Source organism: Stieleria magnilauensis, assembly GCA_007753675.1.
Taxonomy (GTDB): Bacteria; Planctomycetota; Planctomycetia; order Pirellulales; family Pirellulaceae; genus Stieleria; species Stieleria magnilauensis.
Map to the genome: position 1 here is coordinate 10,011,756 of CP036432.1, position 24,793 is coordinate 10,036,548.

At 60.2% G+C, this 24,793-nt stretch carries 17 protein-coding genes and 1 pseudogene; 11 read left to right on the forward strand and 7 right to left on the reverse strand.

The genetic code is table 11. The features are described 5' to 3' along the window. Positions 1 to 4: 4 nt before the first annotated feature. The 6 genes from TBK1r_RS35575 to TBK1r_RS35600 all read left to right on the forward strand — a co-directional run bounded on the left by TBK1r_RS35575 (position 5) and on the right by TBK1r_RS35600 (position 9,424). On the forward strand, positions 5 to 493 hold the full coding sequence (locus tag TBK1r_RS35575; RefSeq protein WP_145220708.1) for an ExbD/TolR family protein: 489 nt from the start codon (positions 5 to 7) through the stop codon (positions 491 to 493). Next, entirely contained in the window at positions 490 to 915 is a 426-nt protein-coding gene (locus TBK1r_RS35580; RefSeq protein WP_145220710.1) for an ExbD/TolR family protein, read from the forward strand. The genes TBK1r_RS35575 and TBK1r_RS35580 overlap by 4 nt, the downstream gene beginning before the upstream one ends. 29 nt (positions 916 to 944) lie before the next feature. Then, positions 945 to 1,736 (forward strand): biopolymer transporter ExbD, encoded by a 792-nt coding sequence (locus TBK1r_RS35585; protein WP_145220712.1) that lies wholly within the window; start codon positions 945 to 947, stop codon positions 1,734 to 1,736. Between the two features lie 97 nt (positions 1,737 to 1,833). Next, complete coding sequence (locus TBK1r_RS35590) at positions 1,834 to 5,208, forward strand: outer membrane protein assembly factor BamB family protein (RefSeq protein WP_145220714.1); 3,375 nt, start codon at positions 1,834 to 1,836, stop codon at positions 5,206 to 5,208. Next, positions 5,205 to 7,559 (forward strand): ABC transporter substrate-binding protein, encoded by a 2,355-nt coding sequence (locus TBK1r_RS35595; protein WP_145220716.1) that lies wholly within the window; start codon positions 5,205 to 5,207, stop codon positions 7,557 to 7,559. The genes TBK1r_RS35590 and TBK1r_RS35595 overlap by 4 nt, the downstream gene beginning before the upstream one ends. Continuing rightward, complete coding sequence (locus tag TBK1r_RS35600; protein ID WP_145220718.1) at positions 7,556 to 9,424, forward strand: hypothetical protein; 1,869 nt, start codon at positions 7,556 to 7,558, stop codon at positions 9,422 to 9,424. The genes TBK1r_RS35595 and TBK1r_RS35600 overlap by 4 nt, the downstream gene beginning before the upstream one ends. Positions 9,425 to 9,596: 172 nt before the next feature. Here the strand turns inward: TBK1r_RS35600 and TBK1r_RS35605 are convergent, their stop codons facing one another. Further along, complete coding sequence (locus TBK1r_RS35605) at positions 9,597 to 10,034, reverse strand: cold-shock protein (RefSeq protein ID WP_145220720.1); 438 nt, start codon at positions 10,032 to 10,034, stop codon at positions 9,597 to 9,599. A 109-nt stretch (positions 10,035 to 10,143) separates the two neighbouring features. After that, positions 10,144 to 10,989 carry a YqgE/AlgH family protein gene (locus tag TBK1r_RS35610; RefSeq protein WP_145220722.1) on the reverse strand — a complete coding sequence of 282 codons (846 nt, stop codon included), beginning with the start codon at positions 10,987 to 10,989 and terminating at the stop codon, positions 10,144 to 10,146. Between the two features lie 59 nt (positions 10,990 to 11,048). Between TBK1r_RS35610 and pdxH the strand changes: the two genes are divergently transcribed. Both pdxH and TBK1r_RS35620 read left to right on the forward strand, forming a co-directional pair. Continuing rightward, complete coding sequence (gene pdxH / locus TBK1r_RS35615) at positions 11,049 to 11,693, forward strand: pyridoxamine 5'-phosphate oxidase (protein WP_145220723.1); 645 nt, start codon at positions 11,049 to 11,051, stop codon at positions 11,691 to 11,693. A 2-nt stretch (positions 11,694 to 11,695) separates the two neighbouring features. Further along, the gene (locus tag TBK1r_RS35620) at positions 11,696 to 12,451 is read left to right on the forward strand and encodes a hypothetical protein (RefSeq protein ID WP_145220725.1); all 756 of its coding nucleotides are present in this window, start codon (positions 11,696 to 11,698) and stop codon (positions 12,449 to 12,451) included. 205 nt (positions 12,452 to 12,656) lie between these two features. Here the strand turns inward: TBK1r_RS35620 and gcvP are convergent, their stop codons facing one another. Next, on the reverse strand, positions 12,657 to 15,632 hold the full coding sequence (gcvP, locus tag TBK1r_RS35625; protein WP_145220727.1) for an aminomethyl-transferring glycine dehydrogenase: 2,976 nt from the start codon (positions 15,630 to 15,632) through the stop codon (positions 12,657 to 12,659). A gap of 548 nt (positions 15,633 to 16,180) precedes the next feature. Here gcvP and TBK1r_RS35630 point away from each other — a divergent pair. Beyond that, complete coding sequence (locus TBK1r_RS35630; RefSeq protein ID WP_145220729.1) at positions 16,181 to 16,489, forward strand: hypothetical protein; 309 nt, start codon at positions 16,181 to 16,183, stop codon at positions 16,487 to 16,489. Here the strand turns inward: TBK1r_RS35630 and TBK1r_RS35635 are convergent. Then, on the reverse strand, positions 16,470 to 18,353 hold the full coding sequence (locus TBK1r_RS35635; RefSeq protein WP_419580715.1) for a polysaccharide lyase: 1,884 nt from the start codon (positions 18,351 to 18,353) through the stop codon (positions 16,470 to 16,472). The genes TBK1r_RS35630 and TBK1r_RS35635 overlap by 20 nt on opposite strands. A gap of 251 nt (positions 18,354 to 18,604) precedes the next feature. Here TBK1r_RS35635 and TBK1r_RS35645 point away from each other — a divergent pair, with 251 nt between their 5' ends. Both TBK1r_RS35645 and TBK1r_RS39340 read left to right on the forward strand, forming a co-directional pair. After that, positions 18,605 to 18,925 (forward strand): hypothetical protein, encoded by a 321-nt coding sequence (locus TBK1r_RS35645; RefSeq protein ID WP_145220731.1) that lies wholly within the window; start codon positions 18,605 to 18,607, stop codon positions 18,923 to 18,925. Positions 18,926 to 19,156: 231 nt separating this feature from the next. Next, a pseudogene (locus tag TBK1r_RS39340) lies at positions 19,157 to 19,441 on the forward strand (RNA polymerase sigma factor); the annotation flags it as partial. A gap of 66 nt (positions 19,442 to 19,507) precedes the next feature. Here the strand turns inward: TBK1r_RS39340 and TBK1r_RS35655 are convergent. From TBK1r_RS35655 to TBK1r_RS35665, 3 genes are read right to left on the reverse strand one after another with little or no spacing between them, the layout of a single operon-like run. After that, complete coding sequence (locus TBK1r_RS35655) at positions 19,508 to 22,675, reverse strand: WD40 repeat domain-containing serine/threonine-protein kinase (protein WP_145223335.1); 3,168 nt, start codon at positions 22,673 to 22,675, stop codon at positions 19,508 to 19,510. Between the two features lie 26 nt (positions 22,676 to 22,701). Continuing rightward, positions 22,702 to 24,573: a glycosyltransferase family protein gene (locus tag TBK1r_RS35660; RefSeq protein WP_145220735.1), complete on the reverse strand. Its 1,872-nt coding sequence runs from the start codon at positions 24,571 to 24,573 to the stop codon at positions 22,702 to 22,704. After that, entirely contained in the window at positions 24,574 to 24,756 is a 183-nt protein-coding gene (locus TBK1r_RS35665; protein WP_145220738.1) for a hypothetical protein, read from the reverse strand. Positions 24,757 to 24,793: the final 37 nt, after the last annotated feature.

Here is a 24,793-nt window from a genome sequence, read left to right on the forward strand (position 1 = left end):
CATCATGAGTAGCGTGATCGAGGAACCTGACATCGAGGAAGATGATGATTTCCAAATGCCTCGCAAAAAGCGAGACGAAGACGAAATGGACATCACCCCGATGATCGACATCACCTTCTTGTTGCTGATCTTTTTTGTCGTCTGTTCCAAAATGGATCCGACCCAGATGGGGAAGATCCCCGAAGCACAAAACGGTATCGCCATCAGCGCCAAAGAGTCGGCGGTCGTGTTCATCGAACCGGCCGGCAAAGACAAGGTCATCCTGAAACGAATCGACGGAACCGAATTCAGCAGCGACGAAGAAACCCAAACGACCGAATTGATCGAATACATCACCGAAGAACTCAAGACCACCCGCGGGGAAGAAAAAAACCACGTGATGATCATGGGCGACGGCGAAGTCACGGTCGGCGAGGTGACGCGTGTGCAGAAAATCATCGGCGACGCGTTTGAAGACATTTCGTCCACCTACATCGCGGTCAAAGAACTATGACGCGCCGCAACGAATCCGAACTCGACCTGACGCCGATGATCGACGTCACGTTTTTGATCCTGATTTTTTTCATGGTCACCGCATCGTTTTCGATGCAGCGTGCGATCGAGACGCCGAACCCGGAAAACGACCAGGCCAGCCGGGAGGCCGTCGTCCGCGACCACAATCCGTTGCGTTTGCACGTCGACCGACATGGCAGTTTCTTGTTGATGGCAACCGACTGGCAAAAGGAACTGGTCGGCAAACAGGAATTGGTGAGCGAACTGGCGGCCGCAAAACGCGCCACGCCGATGACATCCGACCTGCGGATCGAAGTCGAATCGGCGGCCCGGTTACAGGCCCTGGTGGATGCGATGGATGCCGCAACGATCGCCGGATTCCAACAGTTTCAGCTGACCGAAATCGCGTCCGAATTGATTTAGACACACAGCTCCTCTTCTCGTCCCAACGCATGTCGATTCCAGTTACCTGTCCCCAGTGCGGTGCCACGAACAAAGTCAACGATTCGTTGGCCGGTCGTCGTGTGCGCTGCCCGCAGTGCGACACGGCGGTTCACGTCCCCGAAGCCGACCTGGGCACCGCTCCGCCGCCCCTGCCTGGCCCATCCGATGCGTCTGGCCCATCCGATGCGGCAGAGGCCGACCCCGTGGTGGTCGCCGCGACGCCCGTCGAAGCGGTTGCGCCCCCCGCGGCAGCCCCATCGCCGCCGACTGACAGGCCGCCGAGGGACAGGCCGGCAACACCGGTCGGGCCCGCGCCCGCCGCCCCCTTGGCGGGACTGGACGACGATGACGATGACGAACCGATCTTCCAAAAAACCAAACGGGAAGAAGAAGAGCTGGACATGACCCCGATGGTCGACGTCACGTTCCTGCTGCTGATCTTCTTCATGGTGACCGCGGCGTTCAGTCTGCAAAAATCGATCGAAATGCCGCGGCAACAAACCGACGCCCCGAGCACCACGGTCGTCGAAGAGGAAGAGGAAGACTTGGAAATGGTCGAAGTCCAAGTCGACGAATTCGGATCCTTCCTGGTCCTGGCAACGGACTGGCAAGAGGAAACGCCCGGCAAACAAAACCTGATCACGACGCTCAAGCGCGCCAACGAAAGCGGCAATCCGGCAAGGTTGGTCATCAAAGTTCACGAACTGTGCAAGCTGCAGTACCTGGTCGACGCGATGGACGCCGGAACGATCGCCGGATTCACCGAAACCCAGGTCACCCAAGTCGAGGAATTCGACTAGTGCCGCTTTCGATTTGTTTCGGTCACCATGGACACAACACGTGGCGGTACGGCGGATCGCTCGTCAACCACTTCTCGTAACCACTCTTTTTATCACGATGCTTGCTAACGAACTGATCGATCAACTGGAACGACGTGGTCTGCTGGACCAGGAGATCATCGAAGCGCTGCGCGAACAACTGGACCAGGGCGGCGCACGGGTGACCCCCGAAGCGGTCGCAAAATTGCTGGTCGACAACGGGCAACTGACCCGTTTCCAAGCGACCAAGTTGATCGGCGAAATCCGCAGCGGCGAGTACGCCGACGACGCGACGATCGCCGCGGCGGAAGTCGTGGAAGACGACTTGGTCGCGATCGACGACGACGACGATGCGGACGAAGTCCAAGCCGTCGAGGCGATCCCGGTCGAAACGACCGCCGAGCCGTTCGCCGAATTCGAACCCGTCGAAGCCGAAGCGGTCCCCGTCCAAGCCGTTCCCGTCGCCGACAACGACTTGCTCTCCGAAGCCCCCCAGCGCGAACGCCCCCGCGCCCGACGCACCAAACCCGCCCCCCAAGAAAACCAGTGGGACTCCTTCAAGATCTACGGGTTCTTGGGGATCATCGGATTCCTGCTCCTGTCCGGCGGCGGCCTCTATTGGATCCTCTCCCGCGGCAACGCAGACGAACGCATCCAGATCGCCAACGAGCTTTACGACAATCAAAACTACACGCCGGCTCAAGAGAAATACCTGGAGTTTCTCGATTCGTTCGGCAACGCCAATGAACACAGTTCCCTGGCGCGGACCCGCGTGATCATGACCGAACTGTATCGCGCCGAAGGCATGACCGATCCGACCTACGCGACGGAATTGGCGCGAGAAAAGCTGCCCGAGATCGAAGACGAAGAGGGGCTCAACGAAGAGCGTGGCAACTTGGCCGCGCTGTTGGTCAAGATCGCCGAAAACATCGTCAACGAAGCCAACGAAAAATCGGAAACCACCGCCAAACGAGAGCTCTTGAACAAGCTGGAAGAGCAGATCGAGTTGACCAACAACCCGCAATACATGACCGGCGCGATGCGGACGACGCTCTCCGGACGACTCAAAGAAATCGACGAAGCACGGGGCCGCGTCGAACGCGAAATCAACCGCAACGAACAACTCGATGCCGCGGTCGATCAAATGACCGCCTTGCTCGCCGAAAAGAAAACCAAGGAAGCGTACGATGTTCGCTACGAACTGCTCCGCTCCTTTCCCGAACTCGGCGACAACGAACGGCTGGCCACGCTGATCGCCAAGGCCAGCGAGATTCAACAGCAACTGGTCGAAACCACTGCGGCGTTGCCCCAGCGGATCGAAGCCGAAACGCAAACCGACTTGAACCCGATCGTGTTGAACGCACGCTCGGGTGATCGCGTCCCCGACTTGCGTGACGAAGTGATCTTCATTCGAACCAAAGGCAGTGTGTTGGCCTTCAACGGCGAAGACGGCACGCTGCTGTGGCGGCGCTACGTCGGGAACTCCCTGGCCCACAGCCCGATCCGCCTGGACGGCGGCACCGCGGTGTTGCTGACCGGATCGAGCGACCTGTCGGTGGAACGCTGCGACGGACGCAGCGGTGAGGTCGATTGGCGTGTCAAGATCGGCGAAGCGTTCAACCAACCGGTTGTCAGCGACAACGACATTTTTATCTCGACCAAGTCCGGACGATTGATCGAGCTGGACGCGACGACCGGTGACGCCAAATGGGCACAGCAGATCCCCCAATCGCTGGAGGTCGGACCGGGTGTCGACGACCGCGCCGCAATCGCCTACATCCCCGGCGACCACAGCAACCTGTACGTGCTGGACAGCAACAACGGCGACAGCATCCAAAGCTATTACGTCGGGCACAAAGCGGGCACCATCGCGGTGCCGCCCACGCCGCTGCTGGAACACCTGTTTGTGATCGAAAACAAAGGCCCCGAGTATTGCCTGGTTCACATCCTGGGCGTGGACGAAAACGGCGCGAACGTGACCAAGGTCCAGGACCCGGTGCGGATGAGCGGGAACGTGGTCGTGCCGCCGATCGTGGCCCAGCAACGCCGCCTGGTCGTGCTGACCGACCTGGGCGAAATCTCCGTGTTCGACATCGAAGTCACCAGTGAAACGGACAAGGTCTCCGTCGTCGCCAAACAACTTGCGTCTTACGGAACGCCGACGCTGACACAGATGGCCGTCGGCCGCAGTCAAATGTGGACCACCGGATCGCGGATCGGACGCTACGAGCTGCAAGTCAACCGCGCCCGAGTCGTCCCGGACTGGTTCAAACACGAAGGCGACATGTTTGTCGGACAACCGCTGGCGATCGGCGATGCACTGGTGCACGCACGACAGCTGCGGGGCACCTCGGGCATCCGGGTCTCGGCGGTCGATCCCAAAACGGGCGAGGAACTGTGGCGCAATGACATCGGTGCCCCCGTCGCCATGCTTCGCCGTGCCGACGCGGGCGTGCACGCCTTGACCACCCAAGCGGCCCTGTTTGAATTGGACCGATCGGCGATCGCAACCGGTGCCACGCGGGCACCGATCGAGAACCGCGGCGGCGTTGGTGTGATCATGCGTTTCGAAGATCCGCTGAAGATCGACGACAACCGCGCGGTACTGTTGAACAAAGCGGGCGGCGAAGGCGGCCAGCAAGTCGCCGTCTACGATCCGACACGCACGACCGAAAAACTGCGGCTGGTCAGCTTGAACGTGCTTTCTGGAAAACCCTCCGGACGCGGACTGGTCGCCGGCGGAGGCTTGTTCCTGACACTCGACAACGGTCGTGCGGTCGTGATGGATTACCAGACGGGATCGCAACTGGGCAACCCCTTCCAGCCGATCGCCAACCCCGTCGAAAAGATCTCGTGGTCCAACGCCGTGCGGCTTCCCGATGATCCGGGACAAGTCGTCGTCGCCGATAGCCGAGCCGGTCTGTACCGGTTGCGGGTCGGCCCCCGAACGACACCGTTGGCCGAAACCAAACTGCCCGCGGCAACGCTGGGAACCATCGCCGGCGTCGACACCACGCTGTTGGCGGCGATCAGTGGACCGGCGGCGGATTTGATCATCGGTCGAGATCTGGTGACGCTGAAAGAGAAATTCCAAACCCAAATGGACGGCCGAGTGATCTGGGGACCGGCGACGGCGGGCGACCAGGCGGTCGTGTTGACCGATGACCAAGTCCTGCGAGGGATCACAACCGACGGCCAAACCACGTTTGCGGTCCCCGTCCCACGCGGCTTGCCCGTCGGAGACGCCGTGATCCACGAGGGCAACATCATCCTCGTTTCTGACTCCGGCTGGATCGTCGTGATCGATCCGGCCTCCAATGATCCGGTCGGCTTGACCGAGATCGGCGAACCGTTCTCGGCAACTCCCCTGGTGCTGCAAGATCGATTGCTGGTGCCCGGCGAAGAGGGTGTCGTCTACGTCGTCAAGATTCCCAGTGGGGTGAGTGGCCAATGAAATTCCAAGCAACCTCTCGCGCTCTCCTGCGAACCCTGGGCATCCTCGCACTGGGGCTGGTCGTGATCGGACTAAACCGACCGGCTCAGGCACAAATGCTGACCTATGCCGAATCTGGCAAACCGGAAGATTCCGGGCTGGGTTTGTTGCAAGAAGAACCGCACGACATCATTTACTTCACCGAGAAATCCGGTGGCGGATGGGTGAAATCTCACCTGTTGCCGGTCCGGGACATGCCGACGACGCCGCGCGGAACGTTGCAATTTTCGATTCTTGGCATCGAAGTCGAGCAATTTGTCGCCAAGTGGTCGGACATCGAACGCATCGATTTCTGGGAAAAACGACTCGAGCGTGAAACCGCATCGCGAATCGCCAACGAAGATTTCGTCGGCGCGTACCCGTTCCTGTCGATCTTGATCCGCGACTACCCGCGACGCCCCGGATTGAAAGCCCTGCGTTCGGAGTTTCTATGGCGGAACGCGATTCAACGCGCCTCGGGCAGCCAGCGCGCCGAGTCCCTGGCGATGCTGGAAGAACTGTTTCATTATGACCCCCAATACAATCAAGCCCAAGTGCTCAAGGCGATCAGCTTGACCACCGGCGGGCTGATGCAGGCGATGGTCGACGAAGGGGATCTGGACAACGCCCAGCAGTTACTGGCGCGATTGAAAGAAGACTACGGACGATTTGATCTGCCGGCGATTTCCAAGTGGGACGGCGAGTTCTTGCGGATGGCCACGGAGAAACGCAACGAGGCGATCGAAGCGGTCAAACAAAAGGACTTCCGCTCGGCTCGGACATTGGCGCGGGAAAGTTTGTACCTCAAACCCGACATCGAGGGCGGGCGAGAATTGGTCAAAAAGATCGACGAGGCCTATCCGCTGGTCTCGGTCGGTGTGCTGCAAGCGGCGCGGGTTTTCGATCCCGTTCGTCTGGACAATTGGTCCGCACGACGCGCCGGCCGATTGCTCTACCGGACGATGTTCGAAATCCAAGGCGCCGCACCCGAAGGCGGTGAATACGATTTCATTTTCGGATCCGCGGAAACAACGCCCGACCGCCAAGTGCTGGAACTGTCCATCGACACGGCCAAGCTCCCCAACCCGCTCAACCGCATCGAAGTCGACTTCCTGGCCGACCAGCTGGCCCGGCGTGCGATGCCCGAATCGGAAACCTATTTTTCTCCCTGGGCTGCCAGCGTCACCGGGATCGGCATCGACGGCCCCCAACGCATCGAATGCGTCCTTCGCCGCCCCCATGTGCTGCCCACCTGCCTGCTTCAAATCAACGTCGACGCCAGCTGGTTCGGTGGTGAAAAGGGCGGACCGACGGGAGACTATTTCGTCGACGTGATCGAAGACGGCCAAACCCGGTTCAAGTTGACTGAAGACGCGCGTCGGGCCAGCGGTGACAACGCCAAACCACGCGAAATCGTCGAGATCCGATGCGACACCGGCAGCGACTCGGTGTCCAAATTGCTCAGCGGTGAAATCGATGTGCTGGATCAATTGTTCCCCGCCGACGCGATCAAGCTGAAAGAACGCCGCGACGTGAAAGTCGTGGAGTACCCGCTGCCCACGATCCACATGCTGGTCCCTTGCTCGGACCACGAGTTTGTCGCCGACAAGAACTTTCGCCGCGCGCTGCTGTACGGCATCAACCGCGAAGACATTTTGAAAGGCGAATTGTTGGAGAACCATGAATCGCTGGGATGCCGTGTCCTCTCGGGCCCTTTCCCGGCCGGACTCAGCCAAGACGATCCGCTCGGTTATGGTTATGACACCTCGATCTTGCCGCGACGGTTCGAGCCCAGCTTGGCGCAGTTGTTGGTCTCGCTGAGCCAGAACTTGAAAGCGGCCGAGGCGGAACGCAAGGGCGAACCGGAACCGAAACTGCGCACCGTGCGATTGGCGTTCCCCGCCGACAACCTGTCGCGCGTCGCCTGTGAAGCGATTCGCAGCCAATGGGAATTGATCGGGCTGGACGTCGAATTGGTCGAACTTCCCGTCGGACGCACCTACCCCGACCCCGACACCGCGGACTTGGTTTACGTTTCCTGCGCGATCTGGGAACCGATCATCGATGCGCGTCGCTTGCTCGGCCCGCGTGGACTGGCCAAGAGCGAGGACCAGCTGATCGGTCTCGGCCTGCGGCGTCTCGAAGAAGCTCGCAATTGGAAAGAAGTTCGAGACCGTTTGCTGGTGCTGCACTCGATTTCGCATCACGAATTGCCGGTGTTGCCGCTGTGGCAAATGGTCGATTCCTTTGCGTACCGGAACAACCTGGTCGGCATGGGCAACAACATCGTTTCGCTCTATCAGAACGCCGGGAATTGGAGATTGGAATTTTGAAGCGTTTCACCACCGACCCGACCCGACTCCTATTCATCACCGTCTGTCTCGCACTGCTGTCGTTGTTGATGGCACCCTCGCTGTCGGCACAGTCCGCCGACGAAGCGGACAAGACCACGCCAAGCGCCCCCGAAGAGGAAACGTCGACCGCCCAGCCGGACCCGCGTGACGAAGAACCGTGGGACTACTCTCCCTATCGGGTGCTGATCTGGGTCGTCTCACGCGATCCCCGCTTCACCGCCGACACACTTCGCGAACCGGTCTTGGAGTACTTGGATCGCGATTTCAATGCGCTGTGGCGGACGACGATCGCCGACGCCCCGCCGCCGGTCGCCACCGCGTCGTTTCGTTCCATGGAAGACCTGACGTATGATCAAATCGCCGCGTCGGATCCGGTCATCGCGGTCAAACGCGATCACGAGGACGCGATTCGAATCCAGTCGGTCCGCAGCCTGCCTCAATACGTCGGCTCGGTTGCAGTCACCAAAGGCATGCAAGCCAACGTGCTGCGTCGCGCCGGCGAATTCGGCGATCCAACGATGGCCGGAACCGCCGCAAAGCTGCAACCGTTTGACGGCGACGCGATCGCGCTATCGCAAACTTGGAACAACCCGTCCACCGAAGCCCTGCTGGTCACCCGCGGTCAAGCCACGACGTTCGCCAAACCCGGTGCCAAGATCATTCCCTTGCCCGTGACCGGCCTGGTCGCATCGACCGTCGAAGCGTACGACAAAGTGTTCGTCGTTCGAATCCGGCAACACGCCAACGGATCCACCGTCGCGGTATCGGAGATGGAAACCTTGATGCGGCTGTTCGGCGCCGTCGTTGAATCGCCGTTCCTGTCAGCCTATGACCTGCCCAACGTCGTCGGCCACACCATCACCCGGGCATTTTCGCCGATGGTGCGAATCGATGATGCCGGCCAAAAGACCGCCACCGGCATGATACGCGCCGGAAATTTGATCCTGGATCCCGAGTCCCCGGCGAACGTGCCGGTGGGCAGCGCCCTGCAGCCGATGATTCGAAAGAACGACCGAAACGGGAAACCCATCGCGGTCGGCCGGATCGAGTGGGCTTACTTGATCGCCACCGAGCGCGACGGTCCCAACGTCAACATGGACTACTACTCCGGAATGGCTGGCGGGCTGCAAGGCCGAAAGAACCAGCGCACGTTCAAAATGGCGATGCTGCTTAAACCGCAGCGTGACGAAACGCTGTTGCGGTTGCATGTCAAAGGCCGCGAAGACCTGCCCTTGATCGGCTACGAACTGTACGAACGCGAATTAAAAAGTAAGTCCATGAGCTTCGTCGGGCGGACGGACTGGAACGGCCGCTTGGCGATCAAAAAGTCCGACCACCCGCTGCGTTTGCTGTACGTCAAAAACGGCGGCGCCGTGCTGGCCCGTTTGCCGATGGTGCCGGGGCTGACGCCCAAAGAAGTCGCCGACCTGACCGGCGATGACATGCGACTGCAAGCCGAGGCCTACATTCGCGGTGTGCAAAACGCAATCATCGACCTCGTCGCGATTCGTAAACTGCTCGCCGCACGGATCCGCTTGCGACTAAAAAAAGGGCAGATGAGCGAGGCCGAAGAACTGCTCAACGCACTGCGTGATCAACCCACCAACGAACAGTTGGCCGATGACATGGGCAGGAAACAAGGGATGTTCTTGAAAGAGATCGGGACCCGCAATCCCAACCAGCGTCGCAAGGTCGACATCATGTTCAAAGAGACGCGTGAGATGCTGGGTAAACAGATCAACCCGACTGTGATTCGCGATCTGGAAGTCGACGTTCAACGCGCCAAAGACAACGGCGGCAAATTACCCGACGATCCGAAAGAAGACGACGAGGCCGCGGCTTAGACGGGTCGGTCACCGCTGTGCGTGACAACACGTAGGTCACCGCTGTGCGTGACAGACACGTAGGTCACCGCTGTGCGTGACAGACAGGTAGGTCACGCTGTGCGTGACTGCTGGCATGCACAGCATGCCCTACAACAATCTGGCATGCACGGCATGCCGTACAACGATCGATTCAGCCCCGCCAATCGGGGCGTTTGCGCCGCGCCTTGGGGTGATGCGTGACGATCTTGAACGTCGCATCGCGGCCGGTCAATTTCTTTCCCATCGGACGCCGCGTCAGCCGGACCACCTTGGCCCGAAGCCGCTGCTCGGCTCCAAACATCTCATCGTCGATCTCAAACTCGACGAACTTCGTGACCAACTCTTCGGGATCTAATTTCCGCGGTTGATCGGAGTTGTTTTGCTGCAATTGAAGCGGCCCACCGGACGACGCGCCACCGAACTGCCAAACGGTGTGATGAAAGAAAACGTCATCGCGAAAGTCTTCGGCATCGATGAAACCATAGTCACCGTTGGGGTCGATGAAACGGATCGTGCCGAGCCGCTTGCGGGTGATGCGAAACTTCTTCGGGCGATCGTCTTCGGGCGGTTGGGGCTTATCTTGGGACACAGCAAGCGGACGCGAACAGGGCGGGACAAAGCGGAACAATGATCAAAAGGTACCAAGAAAGTCGATCCGCGATAGATGAAATCCGGCAACTGGGATTCACCCGCCCGGACTAATTGACCTCGGCGGCAGACGGGGTGTCCTTGATCCCCAGCCAATCGGCGACCGAACGCGTCGTCGCCCGGCGAATGACCATCGGCCAAAGCTCGTGGTCCCCGGCAAAGACGTCCTCATCGGTCGCGTCAATCATGTGCCAAAACCCAGCCTCCCGTTCGGCACGCAGCTGGTCGATCGACCAACCCAGATGCCCGACGATCAATCGAAATGGCCCCGGCTTTTGCCGGACCAAGGTCTCCAACATGTCCCGCTGGGCGGCGACGTAGATGCCCTTGCCCGCCTGGGCCTCGGCATGCTCGCTGGAATTGTGGACCGCCACGACGGGCCCCGAGAGCGGACCGCCGAAATGAATCATGCCGAGTGATTTGGAAGCCTCGGCGGCCGCCTGGGCTGCCAGCGCGTGCTTGTTTCCGGCCGATTGCAGTTTGTCCGCGGCAGCCTCCATGGCACTCGGTGTCGTTTCCGACCCCGGCAGATTCGTCGGAAACGATCCCGCCCCCGACAGGCCGGCCCCAGACAGACTGGACCCTGCACCACCCTTGCCGACCAACCGATGGCATGGGCCGTGTCCCGCCTGTGCTGCTTCTCCCGACGCCGATCCGAGCAACTGCATCAGCCCGGGCGGAGGGGTCATCGGTCGGTTCAGCAGCACGGCAAAGACGTTGTCGCTATCTTGATGCACGACAAGAGAAACGGATCGGCTCAACACCGGGTCTTGCACAGACGTCGATGCGACGAGCAGCTTTCCAATCATGGTTTCCGATGGTTGGGGAGGATTCATTTCCTGCATGACTTCACCTAAAAACAAGATAAACAAACTGCCATTTTGGCAGCTCGCCATTTGGCCGACCTATAGAATGCACCGGGCGTGCCAACCGAACACCGAGGGAGAATCCCGCTATGAGCCTTTACGAAATGCGTCAAAGCTACAAGCTTGGCAGCCTACTGGAGAAAGACATCGCCGACGATCCGATGGTTCAGTTTCGCACCTGGCTGAACGAAGCGATGGAGGGGGAGTTGCCGGACTGGGTGGAAGCCAACGCGATGACGCTGTCGACCAGCGATGGCCACGGCAGTGTGTCCAGCCGCGTCGTGCTACTGAAGGGGCTCGACGACGGCAAGTTCTGGTTCTACACCAATTACCGATCGCAAAAGGCACGGCAGATCGAATCGAACCCGAACGTTTCTCTGTGCTTTCTGTGGCCACATGTTCAACGACAGGTTCGCATCGAAGGAACCGCGACCCGGACCCCACGGGATCAATCGGTCAGCTACTTTCGAAAACGGCCACACGACAGCCAGCTGGGCGCCGTCGTAAGCCAACAATCGAGCGTGATCGAGTCGCGCGAAGTGTTAGAAAAGCGCTTGGCCGAGTTGAAGAAACAATATGCCGACAAAGAAATCCCTTGTCCGGACGACTGGGGTGGCTACTGTGTCAGCCCCAACCGCATCGAATTCTGGCAAGGCCGTGAGAGCCGGCTGCACGATCGACTCTGCTATCGCCAACAAGCGTCCTCGTGGATCGTCGAAAGGCTTTCACCCTAAACATGACTCGCAAACGACTCGCTATCGGGATCTCACTCGCCGTTCACGCCCTCCTGCTGGTCGTGTTGCTGGTGTGGTATGTGCCCAGACCGCAAGTCGCAACCGGTCCCCAAGCCACAAGCGCGGGCGCTGCCGGCGGTGGTGCATCGGAGACCGAATCCGACACCTCCTCGTCCAGCCAACCGAACGCCAACCCGTCCGCCGACGAATCGACGCGAGCGGTCCCGGCGGAACTCGACGACGTTGCCCAAGCGCCGGCGGAGGTCTCACCCCAAGAAATCGAACAATCGATCGAATCGCAAATCCGATCGGCCGATACACTTTCCGACGAGCGAAAGCTGACGGAACTGGAAAAGAACCTCAAACGGCTTGAGTCGGTCGCCAACGAGCAATCGGTCCAGCAAGTTTCTTCCACGATCGCCGAGTCACTCGGGCTGGACGTCGATCAATACGCCGACAAAACACCGCCCGCCGAAGGAGCCTTCGATACCCACACCGCACAGCTCTCCGATGTGGTTCGAACCCGAGACGAATCGGGAGACTGGCGTTATGAAACAGTGATGGTGGACGCCGAAGGCCGCCAGATGCGTGTCCCGACCGACGCGGCCGGCGGACAACAATTGTACGACACCTTTGAATTGATGAAGCGTTATCCGATGGCCCGCGGCGTCTATCAATCGGTCGTCATGCCAATGCTGCAAAAAATGCTCGAAGAGGAAACACCGCCCCGCCCCGGCGAACCGGCTGATGCCAAATGAGGATCGGCGGTTCGCGGCGAGCACGTTGCTAGTGGTCGATCGCAGCTCTATTTCCGGGTAGTGGACGAGGCGACGAGTCCTCTGTCGTCGGCATCTTGGCAAGGACTCGTCGCCTCGTCCACTACCGCCTACCCGAAAACCAAGATGTCCGGAGGTGTCGCGACGCTCACGCCCGCTTCATCATCGCGGCCTCAGCCAGCCCAATTCACTCGTAGTCGCTCATTGGCACGCAGGCGCAGACCAGGTTGCGATCGCCATAGGTGTTGTCGATCCGACCGACGGTCGGCCAGAACTTTGCATCGCGCAACCACGCTGTCGGCCAAGCCGCTTGATCACGAGTGTAGGGATGCGACCAGTCGTCGCCGCCGATTTCCTGCATCGTGTGGGGCGAGTTGCGGAGCGGGTTGTCTTCGCGATCCATCTCCCCATTTTCGATCGCTTCGATCTCTTTGCGAATCGCGATCAGCGCGTCACAGAAACGATCCAGTTCGTCCTTGGATTCGCTCTCGGTCGGCTCGATCATCAGCGTTCCGGCAACCGGCCAGGACATCGTCGGCGCGTGGAATCCGTAGTCCATCAATCGCTTGGCGATGTCGTCGGTCTTGATGCCGGCGGATTTCTCAAAGCTGCGGCAATCGATGATGAATTCATGGGCGACGAATCCATTTGCATCGGTGTAGAGCACGTCGAAGTGCTCGCTGAGTCGTTTTGCCATGTAGTTGGCATTCAGGATCGCGACTTGCGTGGCTTTCTTCAGCCCCGCCGCTCCCATCAAGGCGATGTAGACGTAGCTGATTGTCAGAATGCTGGGGCTGCCGTAGGGTGCACCGGCGACCGGCCCGATCGCAAACTCGCCGGCGGAGTCGGGGCGTTCGACCGGGTGGCCGGGCAAGAACGGCACCAACTGTTTGGCGACGCCGATCGGTCCCATGCCTGGGCCGCCGCCGCCGTGCGGGATGCAGAACGTTTTGTGCAGATTCAAGTGGCAGACATCGGCGCCGCAGATTCCCGGGCTGGTCAAACCGACCTGGGCGTTCATGTTCGCACCATCCATGTAGACCTGACCGCCGTGCCGGTGAATCACGTCACACACTTCGCGGATCGTCGGTTCAAAGACGCCGTGCGTCGACGGATAGGTGATCATTAGTGCGGACAGGTGATCGGAGTGTTTCTCCGCCTTGGCCCGCAAGTCGTCCATGTCGATGTCGCCGCGATCGTCACACTTGATCGCGACCACCTTCATCCCCGCCATCACCGCAGACGCCGGGTTGGTCCCGTGGGCGGAGGTCGGGATCAGGCAAACATCGCGGACGTTTTCGCGACCTTCCGCTTTGGCCATCTGTTCGTGGTAGGCTCGAATCACAAGCAATCCGGCGTATTCGCCTTGCGATCCGGCGTTGGGCTGCAAGCTGACCGCGGCAAACCCGGTGACTTCGCATAGCCAGCGTTCCAGTTCGCGGAACATGTGCGTGTAGCCGCGCCATTGCACATCCGGGGCGAAGGGGTGGATGTTGGCAAACTCCGGCCACGTGACCGGAATCATCTCGCTGGTCCCGTTCAACTTCATCGTGCACGACCCCAGCGGAATCATGCTATTGGCCAGCGAGAGGTCGCGGCCCATCAGTTTAAAGATGTAGCGCAGCAATTCCGTTTCACTGCGATAGTTGTGAAAGACTTCGTGGTTCATGAAGGGCGTCGTGCGGGTGAACGATCCCAGGTCCAGCGTTCCATCCTCGGCGGCTTCGTTGACCAATGCATCGACGTCGAACCCGGTGTAATGGCCAAAGTTAAATGCGGCCAACAGGTCGGCGACCAAGCCGCGATCGGCGGTTTCATCGAGCGTCACGCCCAGGGTTCCGTCGTCGTATTCACGCAGATTGATCAGACGTTCGCGAGCGGCATCGGCAACCTGACGCGCCGCGTGGGTGCGGCCCTTGCCCAGTCGGATGCGGATGGTGTCAAAGATCGGTCCGTCGCCGAGCGTCTCGTGTCCCAGTCGTGCCAGCCCCTTGGCCAGGGCGGCGGTGTAGGCTTGGGTGCGGCGGCCGATCGCAGCGAGTCCTTCGGGGCCGTGGTAAACGCCGTAGAACGAACTGATGATCGCCAACAAGGCCTGCGCGGTGCAGATGTTGCTGGTCGCCTTGTCGCGCCGAATGTGTTGCTCGCGTGTTTGGATGGCCATCCGCAGCGCCCGATTGCCATGAACGTCTTTGGAGATCCCGATGATGCGTCCGGGCAGCTTGCGGGCGTGTTTTTCGTGCGTCGAGATGTAAGCCGCATGCGGGCCGCCCAAACCCATCGGCACGCCGAAACGCTGCGCGCTGCCGACGCAGATGTCGGCGCCCCACTCGCCCGGCGGCGTTAGCAGGGTCAAGCCCAGGATGTCGGCCGCCGCGACAGTCATGCAGCCGGACTGTTTGGCTTTCTCGGCCACCTCGCGATAGTCCTCGATCCGGCCTTCGGTTGTCGGATACTGGACCAACAATCCGCAAAGCCCCCCCTCGCCGTACTCGAAGTCGATCTCGTCGATAGGGCCGACCTTCAGATCGATCCCCAAACCCTCCGCACGCGTCGCCAGCAGCGCCAGGGTTTGCGGATGGCACGCGTCGCTGGCCCAGAACCCGGTCTTCTTGTGTGAGGCGATGGAGTAGCACATCGTCATCGCTTCGGCCGCCGCGGTCGCTTCGTCCAGCAGACTCGCCCCGGCCAAGGGCAAACCGGTCAGATCGGCGATCATCGTTTGAAAATTCAACAACGCCTCCAACCGCCCCTGTGCGATCTCCGCCTGGTAAGGGGTGTACTGGGTGTACCAGCCCGGATTCTCCAGCACGTTGCGAAGAATCACCGGCGGGGTCACGGTGTCGGTGTAGCCCATGCCGATGCACGATCGATGAACTTTATTTTTTCCGGCGATCGTTTTCAGGGCCGAAAGAAACTCCCGCTCACCACGCGCTTCGGGGATATCCAGCTCTCTGCCGAGCCGAATGTCGGCCGGAACCGTCGCATCGGAGAGCCCGTCGAGTGACTCAAACCCGACCGTCGCGAGCATCATTTCCAGGTCCGCTTCGGATGGCCCGATGTGTCGTTTGGAAAACCCATCCGCAAAGTTCAGGATACGGGTGGCGGCGGAGCCATTGGCTTGCATTTCGCTCAAAGAGGGCTTGGTGGACGCGATGCTCATCGGAGAGTGGTTCTTCGTTGCGCGGGAAGAATTTGAAGAGTCCTATCGTAGAACAGCGAGAAGATTGTGTCAGTGGGCTAAATGGCCGAAAGGCTGGGGATCGGTGGCGAGAGGTCGCGGGTGAAGGGGCCTTCACTTGTCGTCAATTTTGGCGATGCCGTGCACTAATGCACCGTTTACGAATGAGCTACCGTTTTAGCGGAACGGCGCGAGCGGGCTGTCGGTTTAAGCCCGCATGCGTTAGCAAGGGGCCACGCGGCGCCCCTCGCTCACGCGTCGGGCTAACGTCATCGCGTTGATTTCGGCACATCGACTAAACCGACAGCCCGCGAGCCGTCCGGTACCTCAAGACCGGAGGGCTTGCGTCCTACCGCTACCCGTCAATCAGTCCGATCCGAATCGGCAATCACCGCTTGGCCCGGCCCCCTTTTTTTAAATTCGCCTGTCACAGAAGCTCGCTTCGTCCGCTTGTTAGACTGAAGCCTCGGTCGCCTTGGTTCGCCGAGCGCCGTGCACAGAACTCTCTCCGTCAGAAATCGAGGAAGTCGATGAATCGATACCGCATGTGGTTCTTTGCCGCTGTCGTCGTGGTGGGCACAATCAATCTGGGTGACGCGGGGACAGCCACCGCTGGTCGCGGGTTCCGCCTCTTTCGCGGCCGCGCACTGAATGCCCCACGCACCTATTCGCCCAGGCAATCCGGTTCGACGTGGCGAAAGAACTCCGGGTGGTCTCGGCAGTCGCAGCCGAGTGCGAACGGCCCACGTATCAAGGGCTCGCACGACTGGCCCGGCGCCATCGGTGCTCCGCCGCCGAACTACAAGTTCTTCCAGGACGTCAACGGTTACTGGAGGTGACCATCGGGCCGATGTACCGCCTCGCAATCACCACGTTGTCAATGAACACGTGTTGGTCGTGGGGCGAGGCGAGTTTGCCGCCGTGATAAACGTTCATCCAAACCTGTTCGATTTTTAGTTCGTCGGTGAGACGAAATCGGATGTCGGTTTTCTCAAACGCCATGCGGCCATCGACCCAAGCCTTCAAGACACCATCTTTTTCGCCGGGCGTATTGAGGCGACAGTATTGCTCGATCGCATACCAGCGATTCCGCTGCAAGTAGCCTCGGTAGTCCTTGTTCCAGATCCAGTTGGTGCCGTAGGAACCTTCCATGTCGGCATGGTAACAATAGAAACCGACCGGTGTGGTTGCACCGAGCGGGTTGCCGTCCGGAACGGTCATGCGAAACAGCCCCCGCGCCGACCATCCGTTGATGCCGTCGCTCTTTCGCCCGCCCCAGCCCCCGCGGTTGTAGGTGCCACTGATCCCTGGCATCTTGCCGCCTTGAAGGGTTTGGTTCCAATCGTCACCCAACCGCAGGTAGTAACGAAAGTAAATTGCTTCGGGCTCGGCGCCGGTTTCCTGGCCGAACTTGTAGGTCGTGTTGAGCGCGGTCAGCGCCCCCTTGGCGATGCGTGATCGCAACGCGCGGCCTTGCAGGGCATCGAAGTATTGAAATGTCGTGTCGGCAGCGATCGTATCGATTTTGTCCTTCGGCTCCGCGACAGTCCATTCGTCGTGCCAGTCTTCGCGTTCAAACCCCGTTGCGAAGACGACGTCGGGATCGGCTTGGATGCCCCGATCGTCCTGGTACTTGGCCGCAAGTCCCAACACCGGTGGCGTCGGCGGTTCGTCGTGTCCCTGCCCGCAACGAAACACACTAATGGTTGCCGATCCATATTGCTCGGTCGCATGCAGGACCAACGTTGCCGCGGAGATCGCACCCAAAGCGGCGAGTTGGTCCGAATCAAATCGGACCAACAGATGCTCCGGTGCGACGGAAACTCGCAGTTGATCCGCCTGGCCTTGGCAACGATACGTCGACGCGGTCAGGTAGGTATCGGCGGTAGCAGCGAGCGTGATGATTCCGCCCTCGCCGTTGACCTCAAGCACCGGACGCAGCGGCGCGTCGGGGCTTTCGCGACTGGCGAAGACGATCCGCCCCCGACCGTCAGTGACGCGCAAGAACAGTCCCTTGTTTGGAAACCTGTTGGCCGTCCAGTCTTTCACCAACGTCGTGACGTCCCAGCGCACCGATTTGCGTGTGTCGTCATCGATCACTTCGCTCACCGCGTACGCCACATCGCCTTGTTCGGTATCGTTCGCATCGCGCCAATCACCCATGAAATGGTGCCAAGGCAAAAGCGCCGCTCGGTTATAGTGCTCGCGATTGGCCCCGTCGTTCTGCACTGATGAGCCTTCCACCCAGTCCGCACGCTCGGCAAGTGCTGGGACTGCAATGGCGATGGCAACGAGCAGGAGAACATGTCTGGCGAAGTGCATGAGCTGGATCAATGAATCAAGGCAGTGAGTAGGGAAATTTTTTTGGTAGGAAGATTTTCGCGGTAGGAAGATTTTTGGGAACGCGTTTGGCATTTCGACCGTTTCGTAGCGCAGCGCGTTCAGGATCAAGCTGTCGTTCAATTCGCCTGGAACGACCGCATCTCCGGTGTCGCCTCCACAGCGAATGCCCTCGCGAGTATCCAGCAACAAGCCGCCTTCGGGTTCCTTGGACGTCGCCGAATGGCACTGGTAACAATGTTCGACCAGCACCGGGCGAATCTTCGTTTCGAAGAACGCCTCCTGTTCGGGACTGTCGGCTGCCGGCAACAAGGGAGCCAAGAAGCAACATGCCGCGAGAGCAACGATGGGGCGGGTACGCATGGCGTCGTGGAGGTAGGATGGCAGGCAACCGATCGCCGTGCCGCGTGACGCTTCGATCCTCGTGATCCAACCCGTCCAGTATACCCATGTCGACGTCGGCTCCGTGCACGACGCGGAGAAAACCTCAGATTCGCCTGCAGATCGACTGCGGATCACTTTTCTGAAGGTGTGGTCGGTCGCAGAGTATCATGGGGTGGCGGATCGAGAATCCGCACTTTTTTTGAGAACGCCACAACCGCGAGCGATTGACCATGCCACTTGACATCACCAGCTTGATCGTGGGCGGACTGTTCGGGGCGTTGGTCGGCGTCGCCTTGGCGGTTCCCCGGGTGGGACGCATCTTGGCGTGCGTCGTCTCGGTCGTCCTGTTTACCACTGGCGCCGGATTCTTGATCTGGGCGGGCTCGGCCCTGATCAGCGGCGAAGAACTGCGGCCGATCGATTGGAACCCGCTCTACGTCGCCTCTGCCGCGGAAGCCCTGGGTGTCGGCGGCGGGCTGTTGATCGGCGGCATCCTGGTCTTGGTGCTGGCGTTGTCGCTTGGCGGCAAGGGCGTGCCGCGACGACTTTAGGAATGCTTCGCGAGCGATTGACCGGACGCGGGTCGAAAAAAATGTGTTCGCGTTCATTTTTTTTGGTCGCAAAAGCGTCCGTCGCCGCCTCTCGTTTTTCGGAAACGAGATCTGACGCGTTGAGGTTCGGGTGTGCAAAGCAATTCTGACTTGATTCAGGCGGTGACGGACCGCAACGACCAGCAGGCGTTCGCACAGATTGTCTCGCGGTACGAGCGGCTGGTGTGGACCGTGGCCTGGGGAGAACTCCAGGATTACCACGCCACGCAAGATGTCACTCAGGAGACCTTCTTGATCGCCCACCGGCGAATGTCGGAGTTGCGCGATCCGGATGCGGTCGGCTTTTGGCTATCCAAGATCGCACGTCGCGAGGCGCAGCGGACACGAAAACGCACGCCGATCACCCGTCCGATCGAAGCGCTGAATCCGGTCGACGATCAGCCTGCCAAAGCAGTTGATCTGGCCGACAAGTCGCTGCTCGATGCGGTCGCGGCGTTGCCCGAGCACGAGCGTGTGGTCACGGTCCTTCGTTTCTTTGACGGTCATCCGGTTGTCGAGATCGCGAGACTCACCGGCCGCCCATCACTTTGCGACCGACCAGATTCGGACATTGCCGCCGACGTCGCCGGTGACCATCCAGCGGGCGTCGTCGCTGATCGCCAGATCACGAATGCTCATCGGATGACTGTTTTCCACCATCGCGCCGGTTCGGCCGGTGATCAGATTAGAAAACGCGATCTGCTCGTCGTTGCCGACGGTGATGATCCGTTGGTCGGAGGGTGAAAACGTGACCGCCGTGATCGGTCCGGTGTGCACCTCGATTTCTCTGGCGACGTTCGACAAGTCACTCCGATACAGATGAACGGTGCCCCGGGCGTCGCCGATCGCGATCTGGGATGAATCGCTGGACCAGGCGACGCAGTGCAACGATTTGCCGAGTTCGGTCCGCGCAAGCTCCGTCTGCTCGGCCACGTCGATCAGCACGGCAAGGCCGTTGGCCGAAACGGCGACGGCCCGCTGCCGGTCGCTTGATAATCGCAACCCGCGAACCACGCCGCCCAGAGCGACGACCCCAGTGCTGGAATCGGCTTTGGTCAAATCCCAAAGTCGCACGCCGCCGTCGAATCCGCCGGTCCAGGCACTCAAGCCGTCATCGGCCAGTTCGATCTGAGAAATCGACTTGTCGGTCGCCATGCCGCACATGCGGATCTTTCCCGTTTCGGAATTCCAAATCAGGATGCGACCGTCGGTGGTGCCGAAGGCGATCCGATTACGATCGCCGGACGCGGAGGCACAGGTCAGGGTCTCCGGCAAGGTGTGATTACCGGGCGGAGCGTCCGTTTCGCCGGGGATCGTCCGCAACAATCGGCCCGACCCCCGATCCAAGACACTCGCCGGCCCCGTCGCATGACAGACGACGATGGATTGATCGACGAGTGTTAGATCGGTGATCACCCCGCGTGACATTTGAACCATATCCGGCCGGACGTCGTCGACATGCAGTGAGATGACGCCGCCGTCACCGCCGCCGAGCAAGATGCGGTCGGAACCGGTGTCGATGGTGAAATGTCCGATGCCTTGAAAGTAGTGATGGCACTCTCGGACGGTCAAATTCGGTAGCCGCCAGATACCTAGTTGGCCGTAAAGGTTCGTCGTGACGAGGGCGTTTTTTGCGTCCCAGAATTCAAGATCCACGACGGGACCATGGTTGGTCGTGATTCGCCGGATGGATTCAGGGTCGTCGATGCGTCCGACCAAAAACCGGTTGTCTTGAGTCCCCGCGGCGAACAGCGTGGCGTCGGCATTGGTGTCCAGTGAGAGGATCGGAAACGCGTTTTTGGCGATCTCATCGCAACGCCCCGACGTGAGGTCGCAGCGGATGATTCGTCCCGTTTCGTCGCCTGTCACGATTCCCTCGCGGCCCAGGAAATCGGCGGCACGGATCGTCGATGTCGAGACCGTGTGGGATGCATCCATCGCTCCGGTGTCGGATGTCCAAACGATGACGTTTCCGTTGTCACCGGCCGACAACAGTTTCGCGCCGTCGGCGGAAAAACGAATCACTTCGATGGCAGATCCATGGTCCAATGGTCGCATCGGTGCGGCCGCCGCGCCGATCGTTTTTAAATAGACTTTGCCGTGTTCCCCGCCCCACGCCAGGCGATGGCTGGAGTTCGCGAAATCGACGCAACGAAGTTGCTTTCCCTTTTCACGAAACCGATAGACGATCCGCTTGGTTTCGGTGTCCCACACCAACAGCGTCCGAAGTCCTGTCGCGGCGATCAGCCGTCGGTCGTCGGAGATCGCGACGTCGGTGATCATTTCGACGTGACGAAGAATCTCTTGATACCGGTCCTCGATATTGCGCAGTAGACGAAACTCGACGTCACCGAATGGTCGCAGCTGGTTGATCGAACGCTGGGCCAGACGATGATTGCCGGCAGCCATCGATTTGAATGCCAATTTGGATTCGGCATCGTGAAGCATCTGCTTGGAGTACGCGATTTCTTCTTGGAGTTGCTCACGCGACCGTTCGACCTGTTTCCTGGCGATCACTTCCTGTTGTCGATTGTGCTCGGCCCGACGCCATTGCCATGTTACGCCGGCCAATCCGATCGCGATCGCGGCGATCAATCCGGCCACGCTGGCCGTCGTTGCCGGATAGCGGCGGCACCGTCGAAAGAAATGTTCGATCCCCGACACCGGTCGTGCAAGGATAGGATCTCCGTTGAGAATCCGTTGCAAGTCATCGGCCAACTCCGCCGCCGTTTGGTAGCGCCGTTCGGGGTCTTTCTCCAAGCACTTCAGGCAAACGGTATCCAAGTCGGCGGGGACGCTTTGATTGAGCATCCGCGGCGGTTGCGGATCGGTGTGGATCACGTGGTGGATCAGCATCCGCGAACTGCCGCGAAACGGCTTTTCGCCCGTCGCCAGTTCGTACAGGATCACGCCCAGAGAATAGATGTCGCTGCGGCGGTCCGCGTCGCGTGAATGCCCGGCCGCTTGTTCGGGCGACATGTAGGCCGGCGTTCCGATGATCGAGCTTTCGTTGGAAATCGTCTCGTCGCTGTCGGAGTGTTTGGCGATGCCGAAATCATTGACATGCGGATTTTCATCGTGGTCCAACAGGATGTTGCCGGGTTTCAGATCGCGATGAATGATGCCCTTGCCGTGGGCATAGTCGACCGCGCGTGCGACCCGCAGCATGATCTCGGCGGTCCACTTGTGATTGGTCGGCCCCGAGGTGATGCACTCCTTCAGCGTCACGCCATCGATCAACTGTGAAATGATGTACGGCTTGCCGTCCAGGTCGGCGACATCGTAGATCGAGACGATGTTGGGATGTTCGAGTGCCGCCGCCGCGCGGCCTTCGTGAATGACGCGTTTGTATTGGTCATCCCCTCGGTCGGACGAACGCGGCAGCGCGGCTTTGATCGCAACGAATCGCTCCAACCGCAAGTCTTCCGCTTTGTAGACCGTTCCGAAACCGCCCGAGCCGAGCTTGCTGAGGATGCGGAAGTTGCCCAAGACATGGTCACCGTCGGCATTGAGCGTGATCGTCTCGCCCAACAGCGAATCACTGTTTTCGCTGATCGTCTCTTGCTGTTCGCCGCCGTTGCGACGGGTCCGTTTGGCGAGACCCAAAAAATCGTCGCTGCTGGACGGCAGATCGCTATCGTGCAAGAACGTCGATGGACGTTCCTCGTCCGGCTCGCCCTGGTCGTCGTCGTGGCTTGGTTCGGCTGGCATGGCAGGTTGCGGCAGCGTGGGAGGACTCAGAGCGGGGGCGATTCAGTGTACCCGAATCGGCCCCTTAAATCGCCCAAAATGCGTTCGGCGGTTTCCCGCACTGGAGGCGTAAAATGCGGCGAATCACGCCAGACGCCCGGCCGACCGTGACGGCGAAACGCCCCCGGCCCGGTGTCTTTGTGGCGGTCAAACCGAAACCGATCCACCACCTGTTCGATTTCATCTGGTTTCGGTTGCGAACCCAAGAACGAACAGATCCGGGTCAGTTCACCTGCCGTGCCATCGATCATCGACTCGTACCGGATCTGCAACTTTTGTGACGCTTCGAACGCGTCAAAGGCGTCGGCCGCGCGACCAAACGCACTGGCAATGTGCTTGGCCAGATGCCGCGGATCACGGGACGATCGATCGTTCGAAGCTCGATTCCAACTGCCGGGCTGACGCATGTCGATGTAGGAATCAAGCACGTCGAATGGATCGCGGACCAGAAATAACATTCGGCTGAGCGGAAACAGTTCCTCAATCATCGCGAACAATTCCGGCGTATTGACCTCTTTGACGACCAACGCTTCGCCGCCAAACCCCGGATACTTTGTTCGGGCGACTTCGTAGAACGCTTCGCGAATGGCTCGCAATCCGGCTTTGCCGTTGCCGTCAAAGAAGAACGCACTGGGGCGTTTCCGTTCGTCGGGTCGGTCCGCCAGGTGTTGCACCAAGCGGCCGAAATACGGCTCGTGCCAGCCTCGCATTTCCGGCAGCGCGTCGAGCATCTCGCACAGCCAGGTCGATCCGGTCCGGCCGCAACCGATCAACCACGCTAACCGTTCCTCGGCAACTCCGTCGCGTTTGTCCGTGACACCCGATTCCGCGTGGGCGTCGGCTGCATCGAAGTGGCCGGTGGTCACGCGGACGGTCGTGTTCTGCGCACGCTGGCGGGCCAGCAATTTCAGCAGGGTCTCGCTGCGGTGCCGGTACCGGTGCGCCTGGTCGGTGATCGATTTGGCTTGTGCGACACGCTTGCGACGATCGGCATCGTCGGCGATCGCCCGATCCACTTGATCGCACAACTCGTCGGGATCATCAAAATGATAAACCGAATCGCCGAAGATTCGGGTCACCTCTTCGCGTCGCACTCCGGTCAACAGCGCCGGGCCGCCCAGCGCGGTGACTTCAAAAACACGCGGGCTGGGGGAGACCGCTTGGTCGGCCGCACGGAACAGGTTCAGCACCAACTTGCTGGCCGCATACATCCGCCACTTTGCCTCCGGACGTACCGTCCCGGATGAAAAAGCCACCGCCGGGATGCGTTTGAACTTCGACGCGTCGCTGGGAAAATTGCCGGCCATGCGGAACCGCAGCCCACGGCGGTTGCAGTGTTCGGCGAGTCGTAGCATCGTCGCCACGCGATCTTCGAACAGCGTGCCGACAAAGACGATGTCGCTTTCGGGTTCTTTCCCGATCAACGTTGAAACGTCGGGCGGCGGCAACGTCGCGGTGGGCAGGTAGGCCTCACTGTCGGGTTTCTGTTTCAGTTCGTTGGTGCAAACCAAATGGTACAGCCGCTGTGTGTCCGCGATCGGGCAATACGGATCATCGGTCTTGATGACCGCGGTCAGAATGTTCGAATCGCGCAGGGTGGCCGGAACCCAGGCACGCTCGGCGCTGAAATGCATGCCGTCGATAAACACCACCGCGTCGACGCCGTTGCGCACGTCGTGGGCCTTGCCGATGATGTCATTCCCGACGGCTTCGTGGCTGAGGACGCGGAGCATCGAGAACGTCGCATAGGGAATCACCTGCACGCCGCATTGGGTCAATCCTTCGCGGTAGCCCTCCCACACATCGCGGGTCGAAAACCCGGCCGAACCGGCGACCAGCAAAACGGTCTTGGGCGTCATCTAGATGCCGTACCCATATTCCGCTCCCGGCGGCGGGCTGCCGAAGCTCTGCTGGGCGGTTGCGTTGACCGCTTGTGCATCGACAGTCCCGTCGATCGTCTGGGAGATGCCGTCCATTGAATCGGAGGGCTGCTCGCCTGTGTCGTGAACGACTTCTTCAGACGGTTCTTCAGACTGACTCATGATGTATTTCCGGCTCCAGCGGTGAAAAACAAACTCA

What these genes read in the sequence shown, in the direction of transcription:
- TBK1r_RS35665 (WP_145220738.1), bottom strand. Translation starts at nt 24,756, where the DNA reads ATGAGTCAGTCTGAAGAACCGTCTGAAGAAGTCGTTCACGACACAGGC.
- TBK1r_RS35610 (WP_145220722.1), bottom strand. Translation starts at nt 10,989, where the DNA reads ATGGCGAGCTGCCAAAATGGCAGTTTGTTTATCTTGTTTTTAGGTGAA.
- TBK1r_RS35655 (WP_145223335.1), bottom strand. Translation starts at nt 22,675, where the DNA reads ATGCCAGCCGAACCAAGCCACGACGACGACCAGGGCGAGCCGGACGAG.
- TBK1r_RS35590 (WP_145220714.1), top strand. Translation starts at nt 1,834, where the DNA reads ATGCTTGCTAACGAACTGATCGATCAACTGGAACGACGTGGTCTGCTG.
- pdxH (WP_145220723.1), top strand. Translation starts at nt 11,049, where the DNA reads ATGAGCCTTTACGAAATGCGTCAAAGCTACAAGCTTGGCAGCCTACTG.
- TBK1r_RS35580 (WP_145220710.1), top strand. Translation starts at nt 490, where the DNA reads ATGACGCGCCGCAACGAATCCGAACTCGACCTGACGCCGATGATCGAC.
- TBK1r_RS35630 (WP_145220729.1), top strand. Translation starts at nt 16,181, where the DNA reads ATGAATCGATACCGCATGTGGTTCTTTGCCGCTGTCGTCGTGGTGGGC.
- TBK1r_RS35585 (WP_145220712.1), top strand. Translation starts at nt 945, where the DNA reads ATGTCGATTCCAGTTACCTGTCCCCAGTGCGGTGCCACGAACAAAGTC.
- TBK1r_RS35660 (WP_145220735.1), bottom strand. Translation starts at nt 24,573, where the DNA reads ATGACGCCCAAGACCGTTTTGCTGGTCGCCGGTTCGGCCGGGTTTTCG.
- TBK1r_RS35575 (WP_145220708.1), top strand. Translation starts at nt 5, where the DNA reads ATGAGTAGCGTGATCGAGGAACCTGACATCGAGGAAGATGATGATTTC.
- gcvP (WP_145220727.1), bottom strand. Translation starts at nt 15,632, where the DNA reads ATGAGCATCGCGTCCACCAAGCCCTCTTTGAGCGAAATGCAAGCCAAT.
- TBK1r_RS35635 (WP_419580715.1), bottom strand. Translation starts at nt 18,353, where the DNA reads ATGCGTACCCGCCCCATCGTTGCTCTCGCGGCATGTTGCTTCTTGGCT.
- TBK1r_RS35620 (WP_145220725.1), top strand. Translation starts at nt 11,696, where the DNA reads ATGACTCGCAAACGACTCGCTATCGGGATCTCACTCGCCGTTCACGCC.
- TBK1r_RS35645 (WP_145220731.1), top strand. Translation starts at nt 18,605, where the DNA reads ATGCCACTTGACATCACCAGCTTGATCGTGGGCGGACTGTTCGGGGCG.
- TBK1r_RS35595 (WP_145220716.1), top strand. Translation starts at nt 5,205, where the DNA reads ATGAAATTCCAAGCAACCTCTCGCGCTCTCCTGCGAACCCTGGGCATC.